20 protein-coding genes are annotated in these 18259 nt (G+C 72.8%); 7 read left to right on the top strand and 13 right to left on the bottom strand.

Annotated features, from left to right (window positions below; all coding sequences use genetic code 11):
* Window positions 1–34 precede the first annotated feature (34 nt).
* The gene (locus F7P10_RS35025; RefSeq protein ID WP_254716179.1) at window positions 35–1090 is read right to left on the bottom strand and encodes a glycoside hydrolase family 18 protein; all 1056 of its coding nucleotides are present in this window, start codon (window positions 1088–1090) and stop codon (window positions 35–37) included.
* A 198-nt stretch (window positions 1091–1288) separates the two neighbouring features.
* Between F7P10_RS35025 and F7P10_RS35020 the strand changes: the two genes are divergently transcribed.
* Window positions 1289–1525, top strand: a complete 237-nt coding sequence (locus F7P10_RS35020; RefSeq protein ID WP_151016124.1) for a hypothetical protein — start codon at window positions 1289–1291, stop codon at window positions 1523–1525.
* A 33-nt stretch (window positions 1526–1558) separates the two neighbouring features.
* Here F7P10_RS35020 and F7P10_RS35015 read toward each other — a convergent pair whose 3' ends face one another.
* Together F7P10_RS35015 and F7P10_RS35010 are read right to left on the bottom strand one after the other, a co-directional pair.
* Window positions 1559–1936: a VOC family protein gene (locus F7P10_RS35015; protein ID WP_176611784.1), complete on the bottom strand. Its 378-nt coding sequence runs from the start codon at window positions 1934–1936 to the stop codon at window positions 1559–1561.
* Window positions 1933–2250, bottom strand: a complete 318-nt coding sequence (locus F7P10_RS35010; RefSeq protein WP_151016122.1) for a hypothetical protein — start codon at window positions 2248–2250, stop codon at window positions 1933–1935. Before F7P10_RS35010 ends, F7P10_RS35015 begins: the two co-directional genes overlap by 4 nt.
* 121 nt (window positions 2251–2371) lie before the next feature.
* On the opposite strand from F7P10_RS35010, the gene F7P10_RS35005 reads away from it, so the two are divergent.
* The 4 genes from F7P10_RS35005 (at window position 2372) to F7P10_RS34990 (ending at window position 6318) form a co-directional block, all read left to right on the top strand.
* Window positions 2372–2971 carry a CGNR zinc finger domain-containing protein gene (locus tag F7P10_RS35005; protein WP_151016119.1) on the top strand — a complete coding sequence of 200 codons (600 nt, stop codon included), beginning with the start codon at window positions 2372–2374 and terminating at the stop codon, window positions 2969–2971.
* A gap of 77 nt (window positions 2972–3048) precedes the next feature.
* Window positions 3049–3654 carry a GNAT family N-acetyltransferase gene (locus F7P10_RS35000; RefSeq protein ID WP_151016117.1) on the top strand — a complete coding sequence of 202 codons (606 nt, stop codon included), beginning with the start codon at window positions 3049–3051 and terminating at the stop codon, window positions 3652–3654.
* A 59-nt stretch (window positions 3655–3713) separates the two neighbouring features.
* Window positions 3714–5417 carry an MFS transporter gene (locus F7P10_RS34995; protein WP_254716178.1) on the top strand — a complete coding sequence of 568 codons (1704 nt, stop codon included), beginning with the start codon at window positions 3714–3716 and terminating at the stop codon, window positions 5415–5417.
* A gap of 34 nt (window positions 5418–5451) precedes the next feature.
* Complete coding sequence (locus F7P10_RS34990) at window positions 5452–6318, top strand: 1,4-dihydroxy-2-naphthoate polyprenyltransferase (protein ID WP_151016115.1); 867 nt, start codon at window positions 5452–5454, stop codon at window positions 6316–6318.
* Here F7P10_RS34990 and F7P10_RS34985 read toward each other — a convergent pair.
* Both F7P10_RS34985 and F7P10_RS34980 read right to left on the bottom strand, forming a co-directional pair.
* Window positions 6282–7328, bottom strand: coding sequence for a hypothetical protein (locus F7P10_RS34985; RefSeq protein ID WP_151016113.1), 1047 nt, complete (start codon window positions 7326–7328; stop codon window positions 6282–6284). The two genes, F7P10_RS34990 and F7P10_RS34985, sit on opposite strands and share 37 nt — an antisense overlap.
* Before the next feature lie 94 nt (window positions 7329–7422).
* Window positions 7423–8103 (bottom strand): uracil-DNA glycosylase, encoded by a 681-nt coding sequence (locus tag F7P10_RS34980; protein ID WP_151016111.1) that lies wholly within the window; start codon window positions 8101–8103, stop codon window positions 7423–7425.
* Between the two features lie 111 nt (window positions 8104–8214).
* On the opposite strand from F7P10_RS34980, the gene modA reads away from it, so the two are divergent.
* Together modA and F7P10_RS34970 are read left to right on the top strand one after the other, a co-directional pair.
* Window positions 8215–8985: a molybdate ABC transporter substrate-binding protein gene (modA, locus tag F7P10_RS34975; protein WP_151016109.1), complete on the top strand. Its 771-nt coding sequence runs from the start codon at window positions 8215–8217 to the stop codon at window positions 8983–8985.
* 178 nt (window positions 8986–9163) lie between these two features.
* Entirely contained in the window at window positions 9164–9829 is a 666-nt protein-coding gene (locus F7P10_RS34970; RefSeq protein ID WP_176611783.1) for a Uma2 family endonuclease, read from the top strand.
* A gap of 186 nt (window positions 9830–10015) precedes the next feature.
* Here the strand turns inward: F7P10_RS34970 and F7P10_RS34965 are convergent, their stop codons facing one another.
* The 8 genes from F7P10_RS34965 to F7P10_RS34930 form a co-directional block, all read right to left on the bottom strand.
* A complete protein-coding gene (locus tag F7P10_RS34965; RefSeq protein ID WP_151016105.1) occupies window positions 10016–10555 on the bottom strand; it encodes a transglutaminase family protein in 540 nt (179 codons plus the stop codon).
* Window positions 10555–11292 carry a 4-hydroxy-tetrahydrodipicolinate reductase gene (gene dapB, locus F7P10_RS34960; protein WP_151016103.1) on the bottom strand — a complete coding sequence of 246 codons (738 nt, stop codon included), beginning with the start codon at window positions 11290–11292 and terminating at the stop codon, window positions 10555–10557. The genes F7P10_RS34965 and dapB overlap by 1 nt, the downstream gene beginning before the upstream one ends.
* 30 nt (window positions 11293–11322) lie before the next feature.
* On the bottom strand, window positions 11323–11697 hold the full coding sequence (locus F7P10_RS34955; RefSeq protein WP_151016101.1) for a phage holin family protein: 375 nt from the start codon (window positions 11695–11697) through the stop codon (window positions 11323–11325).
* A gap of 30 nt (window positions 11698–11727) precedes the next feature.
* A complete protein-coding gene (locus F7P10_RS34950; RefSeq protein WP_151016099.1) occupies window positions 11728–13038 on the bottom strand; it encodes a pitrilysin family protein in 1311 nt (436 codons plus the stop codon).
* A 119-nt stretch (window positions 13039–13157) separates the two neighbouring features.
* Window positions 13158–15479 (bottom strand): polyribonucleotide nucleotidyltransferase, encoded by a 2322-nt coding sequence (locus tag F7P10_RS34945; RefSeq protein WP_151018474.1) that lies wholly within the window; start codon window positions 15477–15479, stop codon window positions 13158–13160.
* A gap of 346 nt (window positions 15480–15825) precedes the next feature.
* Window positions 15826–16095: a 30S ribosomal protein S15 gene (rpsO, locus tag F7P10_RS34940; RefSeq protein ID WP_026405490.1), complete on the bottom strand. Its 270-nt coding sequence runs from the start codon at window positions 16093–16095 to the stop codon at window positions 15826–15828.
* A gap of 252 nt (window positions 16096–16347) precedes the next feature.
* The gene (locus F7P10_RS34935; protein WP_151018473.1) at window positions 16348–17328 is read right to left on the bottom strand and encodes a bifunctional riboflavin kinase/FAD synthetase; all 981 of its coding nucleotides are present in this window, start codon (window positions 17326–17328) and stop codon (window positions 16348–16350) included.
* 138 nt (window positions 17329–17466) lie between these two features.
* A complete protein-coding gene (locus F7P10_RS34930) occupies window positions 17467–18141 on the bottom strand; it encodes a hemolysin III family protein (protein WP_151016097.1) in 675 nt (224 codons plus the stop codon).
* Window positions 18142–18259: the final 118 nt, after the last annotated feature.

Raw genomic sequence — 18259 nt, 5'->3', positions numbered from 1 at the left:
AACCGGGGTTCTGAAACGTCACGGAAGGGGTTTCTCAACCGCCAAGCTTCACTGTCGCGGGCGGCAGCCAATTCGCGCGATACAGCGCCCATTCGTCCGCGCTCGTGGTCCAGGCGGCGTAGATCCCGACCCCGTACGGACGCTTCGGCGGCCGGTCGAGCTGGTCGATGCCGCGCCGGACGCCGCGCAGCGCGACCTCCAGGTCCTCCGCCCAGGGCATGATCGGCGGCCGGTAGGTGGGCACGCCGATGAACACGGTGGTGCGGTCGCCGATGAGCTCGAGCGTGGCGCGGGTGTGCCGGGCGAAGTGCCAGCCCGCCAGGGACCGGGTCGGCAGCGACACGTCGTAGGTCATGATCGCGACCTGGTCGACCTTGCCCGCGACCTCCAGCAGGAACTCCTCGGTGGGCCGGGCCGGGTGGCGCAGGGCGCCCTGGCGCGGGAGCAGCGCCGAGTAGACCGGCTGGAGGGAGTCGACGAGCGCGGACTGCTCCAGCGCGACCGAGAGCAGCGCGTCCCGCTCGCGGGTCAGCTCGCGGGTCGCGTCGAGCAGGTCGAGGAACGCCGCGTCGTCGGGGTAGATCGGCTCGAGGTCGTAGTGGATGCCGTCGAACCCGAGGTCGAGGAAGATCTCGTCGGTCCGCAGGATCTCCGCGCGGACGGCCGGGTCGTCGATCTCGATGATCCCCTCGCCCGCGACCACGCGGATCTGCCCGAGGTAGGCCTGCGTCCGTACGTCCGGCGCGTACCGGTCCATCGCCTCCATGAGGGCGCCCGCGTGCCGGTACTTGCCCGGCGGGACCGTGCCGTCCGCCTCGAACGGACCTGTGTGGAAGTACACGTCCGTGATGCGGTTGGTCCGCAGCAGTTCCGCGAGCTCGCGGTACTCGGCGTCGGTGTGCGGCTCCCCCACCCACTGGTGCCGCGCCCACATCGCGTTGGTCCCGGTTCCCGACGCCTTCGGCTCGGGCTGCCACCACGCCCACGCCGCGACCGGTGCGAGGAGGGCGAGGCCGAGGACGAACGCCATCGCCCAGCCCGCCCCGCGGAGCACCCGCCTCGCCCGGCTTTTCCGTACGGTCCGTGTCATGGCGCAATGATCCCGGATCAGCCACGCAGACCGGGCATCCGGCGCCCCGCGGAACGGCCGACTCCCATGACGCGGGATGCCGCCGTCCATGAATCGCTCATGCTTTGGCCCGGCCTCCGGCACGGACGCGAGGACGCTTCACGAACGGGGAATCATGCGGTGACCACACCCGACGCGGGGGATGGAGGTCGAGCCGACATGCGAGCACGATCCGACAGGCGGGCCAACGTCGACGATCGCCCGCGGGCGGGCGCGCCGGTGCCGGGGCCGCCCGGTCCCCCGGGCCCCGGCCCGCTCATCACGACCCGGGCGCTGCTGATCATCCTGATCGCCCTCGTCGCGGCCGGCATCTGCGCCGCCGCCCCCGAGGCCGCCATCCCCATCGGTGTCGGGGTGGGCGTCGTGACCCTGCTCGCCCAGATCGTCAAGGACTGAGCGTGGCGCCCGACCTCCGGGCGCCGCGCGGCTCTAGCGGACGGTCACGAAGCAGAACTCGTTGCCTTCCGGGTCGTACCAGACCCGGAAGGGCGTGGCGGGATCGCCCATCGGCTCGCCGGCCGGGGACGCCCCGAGCCGCCGGGCCCGCTCCCCCGCCGCGTGGATGTCGGGGACGTCGAGGTCGAGGTGGATCCGGTTCTTGATCGTCTTGCCCTCGGGGACGAGCTGGAACGACAGCACCGGGCCGTGCCCCTCGAGCGGCTGCAGGTCGAGCCAGTCCTCGTCGCGCGAGGTCTCCTCCATCCCGAGCAGCCCTCCCCAGAACCCCGCCATGACGTCCAGGTCCGTGCAGTCGAAGACGAGGTTGCCCACCTTCGGGGTCGCGTCCCCGGCCGGGCTCGCGGTCATCGGGTTCCTCCTGCGGTCCGTGCGACGTGGAACGAGCGTGCGGCGGCCCTGCGGCAGCCGGGCACCGGGTGGACGGACGGTACCGGCACGGGGCTCGCGGACCGAGCGGAACCGGCGGTCCGTCGCGCCGCGCCGAGCCGTCCGGCCACCCCGCCGGTCAGCCAGCGGCGCATCCGCGCGGCCGGGCCGGAGGCCTCGGCGACGGCGCGCGCGGCGAGCCGCGCCTCGACCACGTCCGCCTGCAGCCGTGCGTGCTCCCGCCGCGCCCACTGGTTGCGCGCGGCGAGGTCCGCCAGATCGATCAGCGCCTTCATCGCGCCCTCCGTTCATTGACACCACCTAAACCGTAACGCCGGTGTCTCGAGAACGCAACCGTCATTCGGCGAACGATGGTGTTGTGCCGGGTAGGGTGTTCAATGAACGGCGGGAGGGGTGATGGCCGACGCGCACGCGGATCCCGCACTGCTGCTGCGGGACTTCGTCAACACGCTCAACATCGACGCCGGCACCGAGGACCTGGCGGCGCCCGCGGACCTCGCGGGCTGGCTCGCCGGGCGCGGGCTCGTCCCGCCGGGGACGGCGGCGTCGGACGGCGACCTGGGCGCCGCGATCGGCCTGCGCGAGGGGCTGCGTGCGGCCATGCTCGGCAACCACCGCCGCGGGACCTCCGCCGGCGGGCCGGACACGCCCGAACTCCCCGGCGAACTGGAGGAGGCCCTCGGCGGCCTTCCCCTGCGCGTCACGCTGGCCGCCGGCCCCCGTCCCGCGCTGGTCCCCGCCGCCCCGTCCGGGACGGTCGCCGCCGGGCTCGCGCGCATCGCCGCGGCCATCGCCGCCGCTTCCGCCGACGGCACCTGGCCCCGCCTCAAGGTCTGCCAGGAGGACACCTGCCTCTGGGCGTTCGTCGACACTTCCAAGAACCGGTCGCGCGCCTGGTGCAACATGAGCACCTGCGGGAACCGGACCAAGACCCGCGCCTACCGCGCCCGCCGCCGCGCCTCCACGGCCGGGCACGGCCCGTCCGCCGGGGACTGACGGCCCGCGCCCGCCGCCGCGCGCTCCGGCGCCCTAGGGTGAGCGTGGATCTTTCGAAGGAGAGGACACAGCGCGCCATGGCTGCCAACGGGCCAGATGTCGGGGTGCGGCGGGCCCGCCGTGCCGACGCCGCCGCCGTCGCCGACGTCCAGGTACGGACCTGGCGGCAGGGCTACCGGGACCTGCTGCCCGCCGAGGTGCTCGCCGAGGTGACCTCCCCCGCCGCCCGGGAGGCCTGGCGGGAGCGGTGGGCCGAGGCCGCGGCGGCGCCGCCGTCACCCCGGCACCGGCTCCTCGTCGCGGTGGCCGCCGACCTGGTCGTCGGGTTCGCGGCGCACGGTCCGGCCGAGGAGGCCGACCACGATCCCGGCACCTCCGCCGAACTGATCACGCTGCTCGTCGACCCCCTGCACGGCCGCGCCGGGCACGGCAGCAGGCTGCTCGCCGCCACCGTCGACATGCTGCGCGAGGACGGCGTCACGACGCTGCTCACCTGGACGTTCGAGGACGACGAGACGACCCGGGCGTTCCTGGGTTCGGCGGGCTGGGCACCGGACGGGACGGCCCGGACGCTCGACATGGGCGAGCCGATCCGGCAGATCCGGCTGCACACCGACATCACCGAAATCGCCGACGCTCCCGGCGGCGACGCCCCCGGCGGAACCGGCGGCGCGGAGGGCTGAGCCGGCCTCGCGAGGGGGGCGGATGCGGGCATCGCCGGCCCGGCAATATCTTGGAGGTCGTGCCCAAGTCCCTCTCCAAGACGCCGCCGCATGCCTCCGCGCATGGCTCCGCGCAGGTCACCGAGCCGGTGACCGCCGCCGCGGAGCGCCCCGCCGACCATCGACGATGGCTCGGCATGGTGGTGATGAGCCTCGGCGTCTCGCTCATCGTCGTGGACGCGACGATCGTCGGCGTGCTCCTGCCGGACATCATCGGAGGGCTCGGGCTCACCACGACGGACGCCGCCTGGGTGACGTCCGTCTACTCGCTGGTGTTCGCGGCGCTGCTCATCCCGTTCGGGCGCGCGGGCGACCTGTTCGGGCGCCGCAGGCTGTTCGTCCTCGGCGTCGGCGTGTTCGCGGTCGCGAGCGTCGGCGCGGCCCTCGCGCAGGACGGTTCGGCGCTGCTCGGCGCGCGCGCCCTGCAGGGCGTCGGCGCGTCCATGATCATGCCGGCGACGCTGTCCACCGTGAACGCCGTGTTCACCGGCCGGGACCGCGCGGTCGCGTTCGGCATCTGGGGATCGCTGATCAGCGGCATGGCGGCGCTCGGGCCGCTGCTCGGCGGCGCGGTCGCGGCCGGCGGCGGCTGGCGCTGGGCGTTCGGGATCAACCTGCCGCTCGGCGTCCTGCTCATCGTGGGCGCGCTGTGGCTCATGCCCGAGACGCGGATCCGCCCGGCTTCGCCGCGGCGCGGCGGCGCGCTGCGCGAGATCGACTGGGCGGGCGGGCTGCTGTCCGCGCTGGGCCTCGGCGCGCTCGTGTGCGGGCTGATCGAGGGCCAGACCTACGGCTGGTGGAGCATCACCCACCCGTTCACGATGGCCGGGTACGACTGGCCGGACACGGGACTGTCGCCCGTCCCGGTCGTCCTCGCCCTGGGCATCGTCCTGCTGACCGCGCTCGTGGTGCTGGAACGCTCTCGCGCCGCCGCCGGGCGCCCGGTCATGCTGGACCTGGACCTGTTCCGCATCCCGAACTTCCGGCACGGGAACCTCGCGTCGTCACTCATCAACGTCGGCGAGCTCGGGCTCCTGTTCGTCCTGCCGCTGTTCCTGCTGGGCGTGCACGGCACGAACCCGCTGCAGATCAGCGTCGCGATCCTGCCGCTGGCGGTCGGCGCGTTCCTGAGCGGCGGCTGCGCGGGACGGCTCGCGAACCGGCGTGGGCCGCACCGCGTCGTGCAGATCGGCATGGCGCTGGAGGTCGCCGCCGTCCTCGGCCTCGCGTTCACGATCTCCGCGACCACCGGCGGGCTCGGCCTCGCGCCCTGGATGCTGCTGTACGGGCTGGGCCTCGGGCTGACGTCGGCGCAGCTGACGAACGTGTCGCTCGCGGACGTCCCGGTGGCCCGGTCCGGGCAGGCGTCGGGCACCCAGTCGACCGCCCGGCAGGTCGGCGCGGCGCTCGGCATCGCGGTGATCGGGACGGTGTTCGCGACGAGCCTCGGGCACGCGATGGACGACGAGCTGGCGGCGGCCGGCACCCCCGCGGCCGCGCGCGAGACGATCGTCGGCGACCTCCGGGAGAGTGCCGGGACGTACGCGCGCGAGCTGCACGAGACGTCCGGCATGGAGACCGCCGCGCACGCCGCGGACGCGAGCCTCGCCACCGCGGCCCGCAACGGTGCGCTGGTCACCGCCGGGATCCTGGCGCTCGGCCTGGTCCTGTCACTGCGGCTGCGTCCCGGCCGCGCGCCCCATCGGGAAGAATCGACCCCGTGACTCCCCCTGTCGTCGACGAGAACGAGCGGTAACCGTGGCCACGCTGTCCCAATGGGTCGCCGGTTCGCGGCCCCGCACCCTCCCCGCGTCCCTCGTCCCCGTCGCCGTCGGCACCGGCGTGGCGGTCGGCGAGGGCCAGGCCGTCTGGTGGCGCGCGCTCCTCGCGGCCGTCGTCGCGCTCGTCCTGCAGATCGGCGTGAACTACTCCAACGACTACAGCGACGGCGTCCGCGGCACCGACGAGGACCGCGTCGGCCCGCTGCGGCTCGTCGGGTCCGGGGTCGCGCAGCCGAAGCGGGTCCTGGCCGCGGCCCTCGGCTGCTTCCTGCTCGCCGCCGTGGCGGGACTGGTGCTGGCGGCGGTGACGACCTGGTGGCTGCTGCTGGTGGGGGCGGTCGCGATCCTGGCGGCCTGGTTCTACACGGGCGGGAAGACGCCCTACGGGTACCGGGCGCTCGGCGAGGTGTCGGTGTTCGTGTTCTTCGGCCTCGTCGCCGTCGTCGGGACGGTGTACGTGCAGGTCGAGGCGGTGCCGTGGGAGGCGTGGGCCGCGGCGGTGCCGGTCGGGCTGCTCGCCTGCGGGCTGCTGGTCGCCAACAACCTGCGCGACATCCCCACCGACCGGGAGTCCGGCAAGCGGACCCTCGCGGTCCTCCTCGGCGGCCCGTGGACGCGGATCCTGTACGCCGCGTGCACCGCGCTGCCGTTCATGGTCGTCCTGGCGCTGGCCGCCCCGCACCCATGGGCGCTGCTCGCGCTGCTGGCCGCACCGCTGTCGGTGCCGCCCACGCAGAAGGTGATGAACGGCGCGACCGGCCCCGCCCTCATCCCGGTGCTGGGCGAGACCGGCCGCCTCCAGATCGCCTACGGGGTGCTGCTGGCGGTCGGCCTGGCACTGTAGACGGCACTGTAGACGGCGGTGCCGGGACGCACCGCCCCGGCGTGCTCGGCGAGCAGGGCGGCGCCCGCGAGCCCCATCAGGAGCCCGGCGAACACGCCCGTGAGCGACGTCATGTTCGTCGCCGCCGACATGTCGTGCCCCATCTCGCCCGGCTGCGTCAGCACGGCGACGAGCGAGAACAGCGGCCACGCGAACGTCGCGGCCGAACCGATCCACGCCACGGCCAGCGGCCGGACGAACCGCCGGGGCCGGTCCGCGCGGCGCAGGACGAGCAGCAGCGCGGCCGCGCCCGCCACCGCGAGCGTCGCGCCCGCCCCGGCGAGGATGTGCTGGGCGACGTTCAGGTCGCCGGTCGGCCCGTCCGGGCGCCCCGACGTCCCGCCGAACGCCCAGTAGAGGTTCGGCAGCGCGAACACGACCGCGAACACCAGCGCCGTCCGCGCCAGGACCAACTGCAGGCCGTGCGTCGCCCCGACGGCGATGTCCCGCGCGCGCGCCGTGAGGACGTCCCCCCAGCGCGCCCGGGCGTACAGGACGAAGGCCGTCAGCAGGCCGACCGCCTGCAGGATGAAGCCGCCGTAGACGACGGCGAACACCCAGCCCTGCATGGCGTCCGACGCCCCGGGCTCCGCCGCGGACCCGTCGAACGCCATGACCACGGCCGCCGGAGGCACCGCGATCACGATCGGCGCGAGCAGCCCGGCGGCGATCCAGATCGGCGCCAGCACCAGCCACGCCGGCAGGCGCAGCCCCCAGCGGAACGTGAACGCCAGCGCGATGACCACCGCGACGGCGTCCATCGCCATCGTGATCGCGTTCGCGACGTACAGCCCGGAGTCCCGCGCGGCCTCGACGTCGTTCCAGCCCACGGTGCTGCCGGACAGCCACGCGAGCTTGATGGTCAGATAGGGGACGCAGGCGGCGATCGTCCCGGCGCACACGGCGAGCCTGAACCGTCCCGGCGCCGCCGGCGCGTCCGTACGTCCATGGGGGTGAGCTATGACCGTCATGCCACGATCGTCCGCCGGGACGGGCCGGCCGTGCCTCCCCCTCCGAGGGGAATCCGCCGCCCGGCCTCCCCCGCTCGGGTGACCCCTGGACGATCTAGCCCAGCGACCAGTCGATCTCGCTGCGGCCCGCGTCCACCAGGGCCTTGTTGACCGCGCTGAACGGCCGCGTCCCGAAGAACTTCTTCGCGCTCAGCGGGCTCGGGTGCGCCGACTCGATCACGGTGTGGTGCGCGCCGGTGATCAGCCGCGCCTTCTTCCTGGCGTAGGCACCCCACAGGACGAACACGACCCGGTCGGACTTGTCGTTCAGCGCGCGGATCGCGGCGTCGGTGAAGTCCTCCCAGCCCTTGCCGGCGTGCGACCCGGCCTCCCCCGCGCGGACCGTCAGCACCGCGTTCAGCAGCAGGACGCCCTGGTCGGCCCAGCGGGTCAGGTCGCCCGACGCCGCCACCGGGACCTCCAGGTCGGCGGCCAGCTCCTTGTAGATGTTGCGCAGCGACGGCGGCAGCCGCACCCCCTCGCGCACGCTGAAGCTCAGCCCGTGCGCCTGCCCGGGACCGTGGTAGGGGTCCTGGCCGAGGATCAGCACCCGGGCGTCCTCGAACGAGCAGGACCGGAACGCGTTGAACAGGTCCTCGCGCGGAGGGTAGACGGTCTGCTCCTCGTACTCGCCCGCGACGAAGGCGCCCAGCGCCGCCGTGGCGAGCGGGTCCAGCAGCGGGTCGAGCCTCGCCCGCCAGTCGCCCGGCAGCAGCTCCATCAGATCGAGGGACATCGTCGGCCTCCGTCAGGGTCATCGTCTTCGCCGGAAACACTAGCGCCGCGCACTGACACGCCAGACCGGAATGAGCCGGGCGAACGACACCGCGCTCTAGGATGAGGCCATATGCCGGACTCCCCCCGTCGGCGCGGCGTCCTCGCGCCCGTCCTGCTCGCCGTGCTCGGCCTCACCGCGGGCTGCGGCTCCGCCGACGGCGGCACGACGCTCACCGTCTACGCGGCCTCCTCGCTCACCGAGGTGTTCGGCGAGATGGAGACCGCCTACGAGCACACCGTCCCGGACGTCGACGTGCAGTTCGTGTTCGGCGGCTCGCTCGAGATGGCCGGCCGGCTGTCCGACCTGTCCCCCGCCGACGTGCTCGTCACCGCCGACGCCGCCGCGATGAACGACGCCGACGAGCACCTCGGCGGCCGCCGCCGCACCGTCGCGCACAACTCGATGACCATCGCGGTCGCCCCCGGCAACCCGCTGCGCGTCCGCGGGCTCGCCGACCTCGCCCGTCCGGGACTGCGGTCCGCCGCCGGGTCGGACGCCGTCCCGGCGGGCCGCTACGCCGCCCAGGTCATGCGCCGAGCCGGCCTGACCCCGCGGTGGACGAGCGTCGAGGTGAGCGCCCGCGCCGTCCTCGACCGCGTCCGCGCCGGGGACGCCGACGCCGGCCTGGTCTACCTCACCGACCTGCGCTCGGCGGGGGTCGCCGCGAGCGGCGTCCCGATCCCGGCGGGCGCGAACGTCGTCACCTCCTACCCGGCCGCGGTGGTCGAGGAGGGCGGGCAGGAGCGCGCCGCGAACGCGTTCGTCTCCTGGCTCACCGGCGCGACGGCCCGCACACTGTTCCACAAGCACGGATTCCCGGTCCCCGACCCGCCGCAGTAGCACTTCCGGCGGGCAGGCCGTCTGCACGGCCGCCGGCGTCGGACGAGCGCGCCGAGCGTCGGACACGGACCGTCCCGACGACCGAATGACCCGGCGGAGATCACCGAAAGTGGGTACGCTGACTACGCAGGGTCCCCTACACTGACGGGAGCCGAACGTGATGGAGGAATCACCCCCCGTGACCATCGCCACCGTCCATGCTCGCCACGAGCTCCCGGACACCCCCTACAACCTGTGGATGCGGGACGAGCTCGCCGACCTGATCTCCCTCCCCCACGACGGCTCCCGAGTCGAGATCATCGGTGGGGAGATCATCGTGTCACCAGGGCCCGACATGGCTCACAACTTCATCGTCCAGGACCTCGCGGACGCATTCGCGGTGGCCCGTACCAGGGACGCATCCTTCCCCTGGCGCTGCATCACCACACAGGATCTCAACCTCAGCGACATCCACGATGGCTACATCCCGGACCTATGCGTCCTGGACAGGACGATCGCCGCGCAGGCGCGCCGCGAGCAACTGAAGAAGGCACTGCCCAGCCACCTCGAGCTGGTTCTCGAGGTCACCTCGCCGTCCAACGCGTGCGACGACCGGCGTCCGGGCAACCGGCGCAGAACTCCCAGCAAGTGGAACGGCTACGCCCGCGTCGCCATCCCCCACTACCTCCTGGTGGACCGCGACCCGAAGGCGGCACGAACGACCCTGTTCAGCTCGCCCGACCAGGCCACCGGCGAGTACCGCGAATCGGTGAGCTGGGAGTTCGGCGCAACCGTCAAGCTTCCCGACCCCTTCGGCCTGGAGATCCCGACGGACGAGTGGGACCCCTGGCAGACGGGCCGCTGAATTACGAGCCCGCAGACTCCGAGCGTTACTCGGTCCGAGGCGGAAGGGCGTCGGCAAGGGTCACGCGGCCCTCGTCACGTCCCTCACCGGCACATGGACCCCCGACGACGACCGCCGCCCCGCCCCGAGATCGACACCTCTCGCAAGGCCGGCCCGAGCACCCTGCGCCCCTGCTGAGGCGCGTCGTCAAAGCGAGGTGGGCAGGGCGTCCGGGTCGAGGGTCCGCATGGACCGCAGAGCCGCCAGGACGGTCGGGTGCGGGGTCGCGTGGACCGTCGGGTGCACCGGGATCTCCGGGTAGGCGAGGCGGTCCTCGGACGCGGAGAACTCCACGTCGACGTTCGCGTTGTTGCCCCGGGGATCGAGGAGGACCCAGCGATCGTCCACGAGGGCGGCCGTGAGGCCGTGCAGGACCCCGGAGACGGTCTGGTAGCACAGGCCCGCCTGGACGCCGCCCGCGCGCAGCAGGGCCACGTAGGCGTGCGACTTCGCGTAGCAGAGGCCGACGCGCTGCTCGAGGACGTCGGAGGCGCGCCACGGGACGCGGGGGTCGGAGACGTCCATCGAGTGGGCGACGCGGTCGCGGACGTGGTCGAACGCGGCGCGGGCGTACGCGACGTCGTCGCCGGTCCGCAGCTCCGACGCGATCGACTGGACGAGCGGGTGCTCGATGTCGATCGCCTCGGAAGCGGCGAGGTAGTCCCAGGGTTCGGCCGCGAAGTCCATCAGAGGCCGAGGAGGGACTCGATGCCGATCGTGAGCCGGTCGAGGTTCGGGACGCGGCGGACGGCCAGCAGCACGCCGGGCATGAACGACTCGCGGTTCATGGAGTCGTGGCGGATGGTGAACAGCTCGCCGTGGCCGCCGAGGACGACCTCCTGGTGCGCGATGGCGCCGGACATCCGGACGGCGTGCACGCGGACGCCGTCGACGTCCGCGCCCCGCGCACCGTCGAGCTCGGAGGTGGTGGCGTCCGGGGACGGCCCGACCTCGGCCTCGGCGCGCGCGGCGGCGACCAGCTCGGCGGTCCGGTGCGCGGTGCCGCTCGGGGCGTCGACCTTGTTCGGGTGGTGCGTCTCGATGATCTCGACGGACTCGAACAGCGGGGCGGCCTTCTGCGCGAAGTGCATCATCAGGACGGCGCCGATGCCGAAGTTCGGGGCGATGACGACGTTGCCCGCGGAGCCGTCGGTCAGCCAGGACCGGACGGTGTCGAAGCGGGACGCCTCGAAGCCGGACGTGCCGACGACGGCGTGCAGGCCGTGCTCGACGCACCAGCGGAGGTTGTCCATGACGGCGTCGGGGCGGGTGAAGTCGACCACGACCTCGGCGGCCGCGAGCGGGTCGAGGGCGTCGCCCACGTCGACGGTGGCGACGAGTTCCATGTCGTCGGCCCCCTGCACGGCACGGCACACCTCCGAGCCCATCCGGCCCTGCGCGCCCAGCACCCCAACCTTGATCACGTGTTCCTCCTGTTCGGCGTCCGCCCGAGCCTACCGCTCGTCGTCGACGAACAGGTTGAGCAGCCAGCTCACGAGCCCGACGATGATGGCGCCCCAGAACGCGGGCCAGAACCATTCGACGTGGAAGGGGACGCCGATCTCGCCGGCGATCCAGCTCGTCAGCATCAGCAGCGCGGCGTTCACGACGAGGGCGATGAGGCCGAGGGTGAGCACGTAGAACGCGCAGCCCACGACCTTGATGATCGGTTTCAGCACGGCGTTGATGACGCCGAAGACGACCGCGACCACCAGGAGCGTGAGCGCCTTCTCGCCGTCGCTGCCGCCCTCGAGGTCGATGCCGTCCACCACCGCGGACGCCACCCACAGCGCCACCGCGGCGATCACCACTCTGATGAGGATCTTCACGCGGTCTGCCTACCCGGCGGGGCCGGGCGGTTAACTGCCGAAACCGTCCGGCACGGGGCCGATGACGGCGAGGGCCTGCGGCGCGCCGAGGACGTCGGCGACGACGGCGCGGACATCGTCGAGGGTGACGGCGTCGACGCGTGCGAGGACCTCGTCGACGGGCATCAGCGACTCGTAGACCAGCTCGCTCTTGGCGATGCGGGTCATCCGGGAGCCGGAGTCCTCCAGGCCGAGGACCATGGCGCCGCGCAGCTGCCCCTTGCCGCGCTCGAGCTCCTCCGCGGTGAGGTCGCCCGCGCGCGCGAGCTCGTCCCGGCAGATCTGCAGAACCTCGTCGGCCTTGGACGGCTGGCAGCCCGCGTAGACGCCGAAGATGCCGGAGTCGGCGTAGTGGGCGGTGTAGCTGTAGACCGAGTACGCGAGGCCGCGCTTCTCGCGGATCTCCTGGAACAGGCGGGACGACATGCCGCCGCCGAGCGCCGCGTCGAGGACGCCGAGCGCGAAACGGCGGTCGTCGGTGCGGGACACGCCGAGCCCGCCGAGGATGATGTGGGCCTGCTCGGTATCCTCGTCGAGGACGATGGTGCGGGGGTCCGCGGGCACGGGCGCGCCGCCGAGGCGGGGGCCGGACGGGACGGCGTCGCCGCCGAGGTGGTCGGCGAACGCCTCGGCCACGAGCCCGACGACCCGGTCGTGGTCGATGTTCCCGGCGACCGAGACGACGAGGTTCCGGGGGACGTAGCGGTCGCGGTAGTAGCCGTGGATGCGGTCCCGCGACAGCGCGTTGATCGACTCCTCGGTGCCGAGGATCGGGCGGCCGAGGGCCGTGTCCCCGTACAGCGCGTCGGCGAACACGTCGTGGACGAGGTCGCCGGGGTCGTCGTCGCGCATGTGGATCTCTTCGAGGATGACGCCGCGCTCGGCCTCGACGTCCTCGGGGCGGTTGACCGACTCGGCGACCATGTCGGACACGACGTCGACGGCGAGCGGCAGATCGGTGTCCAGCACCCGCGCGTAGTAGCAGGTGTACTCCTTGGCGGTGAACGCGTTGAGGTCGCCGCCGACGGCGTCGATCGCGGCGGAGATCTCCAGCGCGGAGCGCCGCTTCGTGCCCTTGAAGAGGACGTGCTCGAGGTAGTGGGAGGCGCCCGCGTCGGCGGGTGCCTCGTCGCGGGACCCGACCGACGCCCAGATGCCGAACGCCGCGGACCGGACGGTCGGCATCGTCTCGGTGATGACGCGCAGCCCGCCGGGCAGGACGGTGCGGCGGACCTCGCCGGCGCCGTCGGCGTGGATCGTGGTGGTGGTGCCGGGCTCCTGCGCCCGGGCCGGCAGCGTCACGGGTTCACCCTCCGGTTGCTGGTCGAGGTCGGCGCCCGCCGTGCCGCCTGCGGGCGCCGGGCCGGAAAGCGGCCGACCGGCCCGCCCCGGGCGGGCGGGCCGGTCGGCCGTCCGGTGGGTCAGGAGTTGCGCTGGCCGTCGTCGCCGGTGCGGCGGGTGCGGCGGCGGCGCGGAGCGCGGCGCTCGCCGTCCTCGCGGCGCTCGCCGGAGTCGCCGCCCGCCTCCTCGGCGGCGGGCGCGCCGTCGTCGCCGTCGGGCTTCTCGGCGGCCTCCCGCTCGACCACGTCGACCGGGACCAGCGACAGCTTGCCCCGCTGGTCGATCTCGGTGACCTCGACCTGGATCTTCTCGCCGACGCCGATGACGTCCTCGACGTTCTCGATCCGGGCGCCGCCGTGCAGCTTGCGGATCTGGGAGACGTGCAGCAGGCCGTCCTTGCCGGGCAGCAGCGACACGAACGCGCCGAACGTCGTGGTCTTGACGACCGTGCCGAGGAACCGCTCGCCGACCTCGGGCATGTGCGGGTTGGCGATCGAGTTGATCGCCTGCCGCGCGGCCTCGGCCGACGGGCCGTCGGTGGCGCCGACGTAGATCGTGCCGTCGTCCTCGATGGTGATGTCGGCGCCGGTGTCGTCCTGGATCGAGTTGATCATCTTGCCCTTGGGCCCGATGACCTCGCCGATCTTGTCGACCGGGACCTTGATGGTGATGATCCGCGGCGCGTTCGGGCTCATCTCGGCGGGCGCCTCGATGGCCTCCTGCATGACGTCCAGGATCGCCAGGCGGGCGCCCTTGGCCTGCTTGAGCGCGGCGGCCAGCACCGAGGCGGGAATGCCGTCGAGCTTGGTGTCGAGCTGCAGCGCGGTGATCAGGTCGCGGGTGCCGGCGACCTTGAAGTCCATGTCGCCGAAGGCGTCCTCGGCACCGAGGATGTCGGTGAGGGTGACGTACTCGCCGCCCTCGTGGATCAGCCCCATCGCGATGCCCGCGACCATCTGCTTCAGCGGGACGCCCGCGTCCAGCAGCGACATCGTGGACGCGCAGACCGACCCCATCGAGGTGGAGCCGTTGGAGCTGACGGCCTCCGACACCTGCCGGATCGCGTACGGGAACTCCTCGCGGGTCGGCAGGACCGGGATCAGGGCGCGCTCGGCGAGGGCGCCGTGCCCGATCTCGCGCCGCTTCGGCGACCCCACCCGGCCGGTCTCACCGGTGGAGTAGGGCGGGAAGTTGTAGTTGTGCATGTAGCGCTTGGTGCGCTCGGGGTTGAGCGTGTCGATCATCTGCTCCATGCGGAGCATGTTGAGCGTGGTCACGCCCAGGATCTGCGTCTCACCGCGCTCGAAGATCGCCGAGCCGTGCACCCGCGGGACGATGTGCGCCTCGGCGGTGAGCTGGCGGATGTCCTTGGTGCCGCGGCCGTCGATGCGCAGCCCGTCCCGGACGACGCGCTCGCGGACGAGCTTCTTGGTGACGGCGCGGTAGGCGGCGGAGATCTCCTTCTCGCGGCCCTCGAACCGCTCGGCGAGCTTCTCGGCCGCGGCGGCCTTGATCTCGTCGAGGCGGGTCTCGCGCTCCTGCTTGCCGGCGATGGTGAGCGCCTGGGCGAGGTCGCCGCTGACGGCCTCGGTGACGGCGTCGAGGGCGTCGTCCTGGTAGTCCAGGAAGACGGGGTACTCGGCGGTCTCCTTCGCGGCGACGGCGGCGAGGTCGCTCTGCGCGCGGCACAGCACCTTGATGAACGGCTTGGCGGCCTCGAGGCCCTCGGCGACGGTCTCCTCGGTCGGGGCGGCGGCGCCGTCGCCGACGAGCTTGAGGGTGTCGCGGGTGGACTCGGCCTCGACCATCATGATCGCGACGTCGCCGTCCTCGAGGGTGCGGCCGGCGACGACCATGTCGAACGTGGCGCGCTCGAGCTCGGGGTGGGTCGGGAAGCCGACCCACTGGCCGTCGATCAGCGCGACGCGGACGCCGCCGATCGGGCCGGAGAACGGCAGCCCGGCCAGCTGGGTGGACATCGAGGCGGCGTTGATCGCCACGACGTCGTACAGGTGGTCGGGGTGCAGCGCCATGATCGTCTCGACGACCTGGATCTCGTTGCGCAGGCCCTTGGCGAAGGACGGGCGCAGCGGCCGGTCGATGAGCCGGCAGGTCAGGATGGCGTCCTCGGAGGGACGGCCCTCGCGGCGGAAGAACGAGCCGGGGATGCGCCCGGCCGCGTACATCCGCTCCTCGACGTCCACGGTCAGCGGGAAGAAGTCCAGGTTGTCCTTGGGCCTCTTGGACGCGGTGGTCGCCGACAGCACCATCGTCTCGTCGTCGAGGTAGGCGACGGCCGAGCCGGCGGCCTGGCGGGCCAGCCGGCCCGTCTCGAAGCGGATGGTGCGAGTGCCGAACGTGCCGTTGTCGATCACGGCCTCGGTGCTCTGCGCGCCGTCGATGCGCACGGCTTCTGTCACGGGAAACCTCCTCAGGTTCCTGTTCTCGGTCCTCGCGGCCGTTTCCCGTGGCTTGTCACGCTGCCGGTCTTCGATCGAAGCACCCGGATCCCTTCCCGCCGCTGCGGGCGGAACGGATCCGGAAGCCACTACCGAGGACCGGCCCGCACCAGCGGTGTCCGCGAGGCTCTTCTCTTCGGTTTTCGCGGCCGTCCCGGCCGTGGGCCGGGCGGCTCGAGTGCCGCGCCGGGCGGGCCGTCCGCCCGGTCCCCGGCGCGCGCCGGGGGCGCCGTCACGGCCCCCGGCCACAAAAGGAAGGGAGTGGCCGGGCGGCCACTCCCTCACGCTGCTAGCGGCGCAGACCGAGTCGCTCGATCAGCTTCCGGTAGCGGTTGATGTCCTTGTTGGCGAGGTACTTCAGGAGCCGGCGACGCTGGCCGACCAGCAGCAGGAGGCCGCGGCGGCTGTGGTGGTCGTGCTTGTGCTCCTTGAGGTGCTCGGTCAGATCGGTGATGCGCCGGGTCAGCAGCGCGACCTGGACCTCCGGAGACCCGGTGTCACCCTCAGTGGTCGCGTACTCGGCGATGATCTGCTTCTTCGTGGCGGTGTCGAGCGACACGTGGCTCCTTCGTAAGGTCGTCACCCGCAGATCCCGGCCCGGAGACGGGCGGACGGGCCCGCATGGTGCGTCATTGAGAGATATGGCGAGCCGCATGAGGGTGCAGCCAGCCGCGCCGGGGCCCATCCCGGCGATTCTTCACCGTACCATGCCGGGCACGACGCACCGTCACGGCGCGGATCCCGGGCGATCACCGAGGGTGCGCCGCTCCGCGGGCCGCCGCGGCCGGCCGGGCGCCGGGCGCCGTGCCCGTCAGCCGGACGCCTCGGGCTGGTCGGGCTGCTCGGGCTGCTCGGCGGTGATCTCCCTGGCCCGGTCGACGTCCCGGTGCATCTCCTCGACCAGCGCTTCGATCGAGTCGAACTTGAGCGTGTCCCTGATGCGCGCGGTGAAGTCGACGCCCATGTGCTCGCCGTACAGGTCGAGGTCGTCGCGGTCGAGCGCGTATGCCTCGACGGTCCGCTCCCCCGCGCCCTCGAACGTCGGGTTCGTCCCGATGGAGATCGCGGCGGGCCAGCGGAAGCCCGGGTAGCGGTCGGAGTCGCAGACGAGCCAGCCGCCGTAGACGCCGTCGGCGGGGATCTGGGTGTGCGGCTGCGTCTCCAGGTTCGCGGTCGGGAAGCCGAGCGCGCGGCCGCGGCGGTGGCCGCGCACGACCACGCCCTCGACCCGGTGCGGCCGGCCGAGCGCCTCGGCGGCGCTCTCGACGGCGCCGGCCTCCAGCCGCTCGCGGATGTAGGTCGAGGAGATCGTGCCGCCGTTCGCCACCAGCGGGACGCCCTCGGCGGTGAAGTCGTACTTGCCGCCGAGTTCCTGCAGCAGCGCGATGTCGCCCTTGGCCTTGTGCCCGAACCGGAAGTCCTCGCCGACGATCACGTGCGCCGCGTGCAGCCGGTCCACGAGGACCCGCTGGACGAACTCGTCCGGCGGGGTCTTCGACAGTTCGAGCGTGAACCGGACGACCACGACCGCGTCCGTGCCGAGGCCCTCGAGCAGCTCGATGCGGCGGCCGGTGGTGGCCAGCAGCGGCGGGTGGGTGCCGGGCCGCACGACCTCGTCCGGATGCGGATCGAACGTGATCACGACCGACCGCAGCCCGCGCCGCCGGGCCTCCTCGGCGGCGGCGCCGACGATCCGCTGGTGCCCGCGGTGCACACCGTCGAACACGCCGATGGTGACCACCGAACGGCCCCAGTCGGCGGGTACCTCTTCGAGGCCATGCCAGCGCCGCACCATGCTCTCCCTGCGTAGGACGTATCCGTCCGGTTCGTGTCCGCCCGGTTCTTACCGTCGCCATAAAGGGTGCCATGCGTCCCGGGCACGCGTCGTGGGAGGGGGCGTCCTTTCGCGGGTGCGGGGCACGCGGCGCGGTCAGCCGGACTGGTACACCACCAGCGAAACCGCAATGTACTGGAGGATGTAGGCCACGAGCGTGAACGTGTGGAACACCTCATGGAAACCGAACCAGCGCGGGGACGGGTCCGGGCGCCGCAGGCCGTACACGACCCCGCCCAGGCTGTAGCAGATACCGCCGAGTGCCACGAGGACGCACGCCACGACGCCTGCGCCGTCCAGGAACTGCGGCATGAAGAACACCGCGACCCAGCCCAGGACGATGTACAGGGTGACGTAGAGCGCGCGCGGGGCGCCGATCCAGGTCGTCCGGAACACGACACCGGCGATGGCGCCCGTCCAGACCGTGGCCAGTACGGCGACGCGGAGGCCGCCGTCCAGGGCGAGCACGGCGAACGGCGTGTACGTCCCGGCGATGATCAGGTAGATGTTCGCGTGGTCGAAGCGCCGCAGCACTTCGATGATCCGGTGCGAGCGCTGCCGGTGGTAGGTCCCGGAGATGCCGAAGAGCATCCCGGACGCCGCGACGTACACCGCCGAGGCCAGCCGGGCCTGCGTGCTGGGACCGAGCGCGACGAGCACGAGCCCGGCGACCAGGACGGCCGGGAACGCGCCGATGTGCAGCCAGCCGCGCAGCCTCGGCCGGGTGGGGGATCCGACGGGCGTGCTCGCGGTGCGGTCGTCCGTCGCCATGGGCACCTCCTGCTCCGACCATGCCACAACAAACTTACGGTTACGTAGGTTACGGCACCGTAGGTTTATGGGGGACGGCATCCGGGCGTGATGCTCGACACGGCGACCGTCCTGCGGA

It is taken from the genome of Actinomadura sp. WMMB 499 (genome assembly GCF_008824145.1).
Classification (GTDB): domain Bacteria; phylum Actinomycetota; class Actinomycetes; order Streptosporangiales; family Streptosporangiaceae; genus Spirillospora.
This window is presented reverse-complemented; position numbering and strand designations above follow the sequence as displayed.

What these genes read in the sequence shown, in the direction of transcription:
- F7P10_RS35025 (WP_254716179.1), bottom strand. Translation starts at nt 1,090, where the DNA reads ATGACACGGACCGTACGGAAAAGCCGGGCGAGGCGGGTGCTCCGCGGG.
- F7P10_RS35020 (WP_151016124.1), top strand. Translation starts at nt 1,289, where the DNA reads ATGCGAGCACGATCCGACAGGCGGGCCAACGTCGACGATCGCCCGCGG.
- F7P10_RS35015 (WP_176611784.1), bottom strand. Translation starts at nt 1,936, where the DNA reads ATGACCGCGAGCCCGGCCGGGGACGCGACCCCGAAGGTGGGCAACCTC.
- F7P10_RS35010 (WP_151016122.1), bottom strand. Translation starts at nt 2,250, where the DNA reads ATGAAGGCGCTGATCGATCTGGCGGACCTCGCCGCGCGCAACCAGTGG.
- F7P10_RS35005 (WP_151016119.1), top strand. Translation starts at nt 2,372, where the DNA reads ATGGCCGACGCGCACGCGGATCCCGCACTGCTGCTGCGGGACTTCGTC.
- F7P10_RS35000 (WP_151016117.1), top strand. Translation starts at nt 3,049, where the DNA reads ATGGCTGCCAACGGGCCAGATGTCGGGGTGCGGCGGGCCCGCCGTGCC.
- F7P10_RS34985 (WP_151016113.1), bottom strand. Translation starts at nt 7,328, where the DNA reads ATGACGGTCATAGCTCACCCCCATGGACGTACGGACGCGCCGGCGGCG.
- F7P10_RS34980 (WP_151016111.1), bottom strand. Translation starts at nt 8,103, where the DNA reads ATGTCCCTCGATCTGATGGAGCTGCTGCCGGGCGACTGGCGGGCGAGG.
- modA (WP_151016109.1), top strand. Translation starts at nt 8,215, where the DNA reads ATGCCGGACTCCCCCCGTCGGCGCGGCGTCCTCGCGCCCGTCCTGCTC.
- F7P10_RS34965 (WP_151016105.1), bottom strand. Translation starts at nt 10,555, where the DNA reads ATGGACTTCGCGGCCGAACCCTGGGACTACCTCGCCGCTTCCGAGGCG.
- F7P10_RS34930 (WP_151016097.1), bottom strand. Translation starts at nt 18,141, where the DNA reads ATGGCGACGGACGACCGCACCGCGAGCACGCCCGTCGGATCCCCCACC.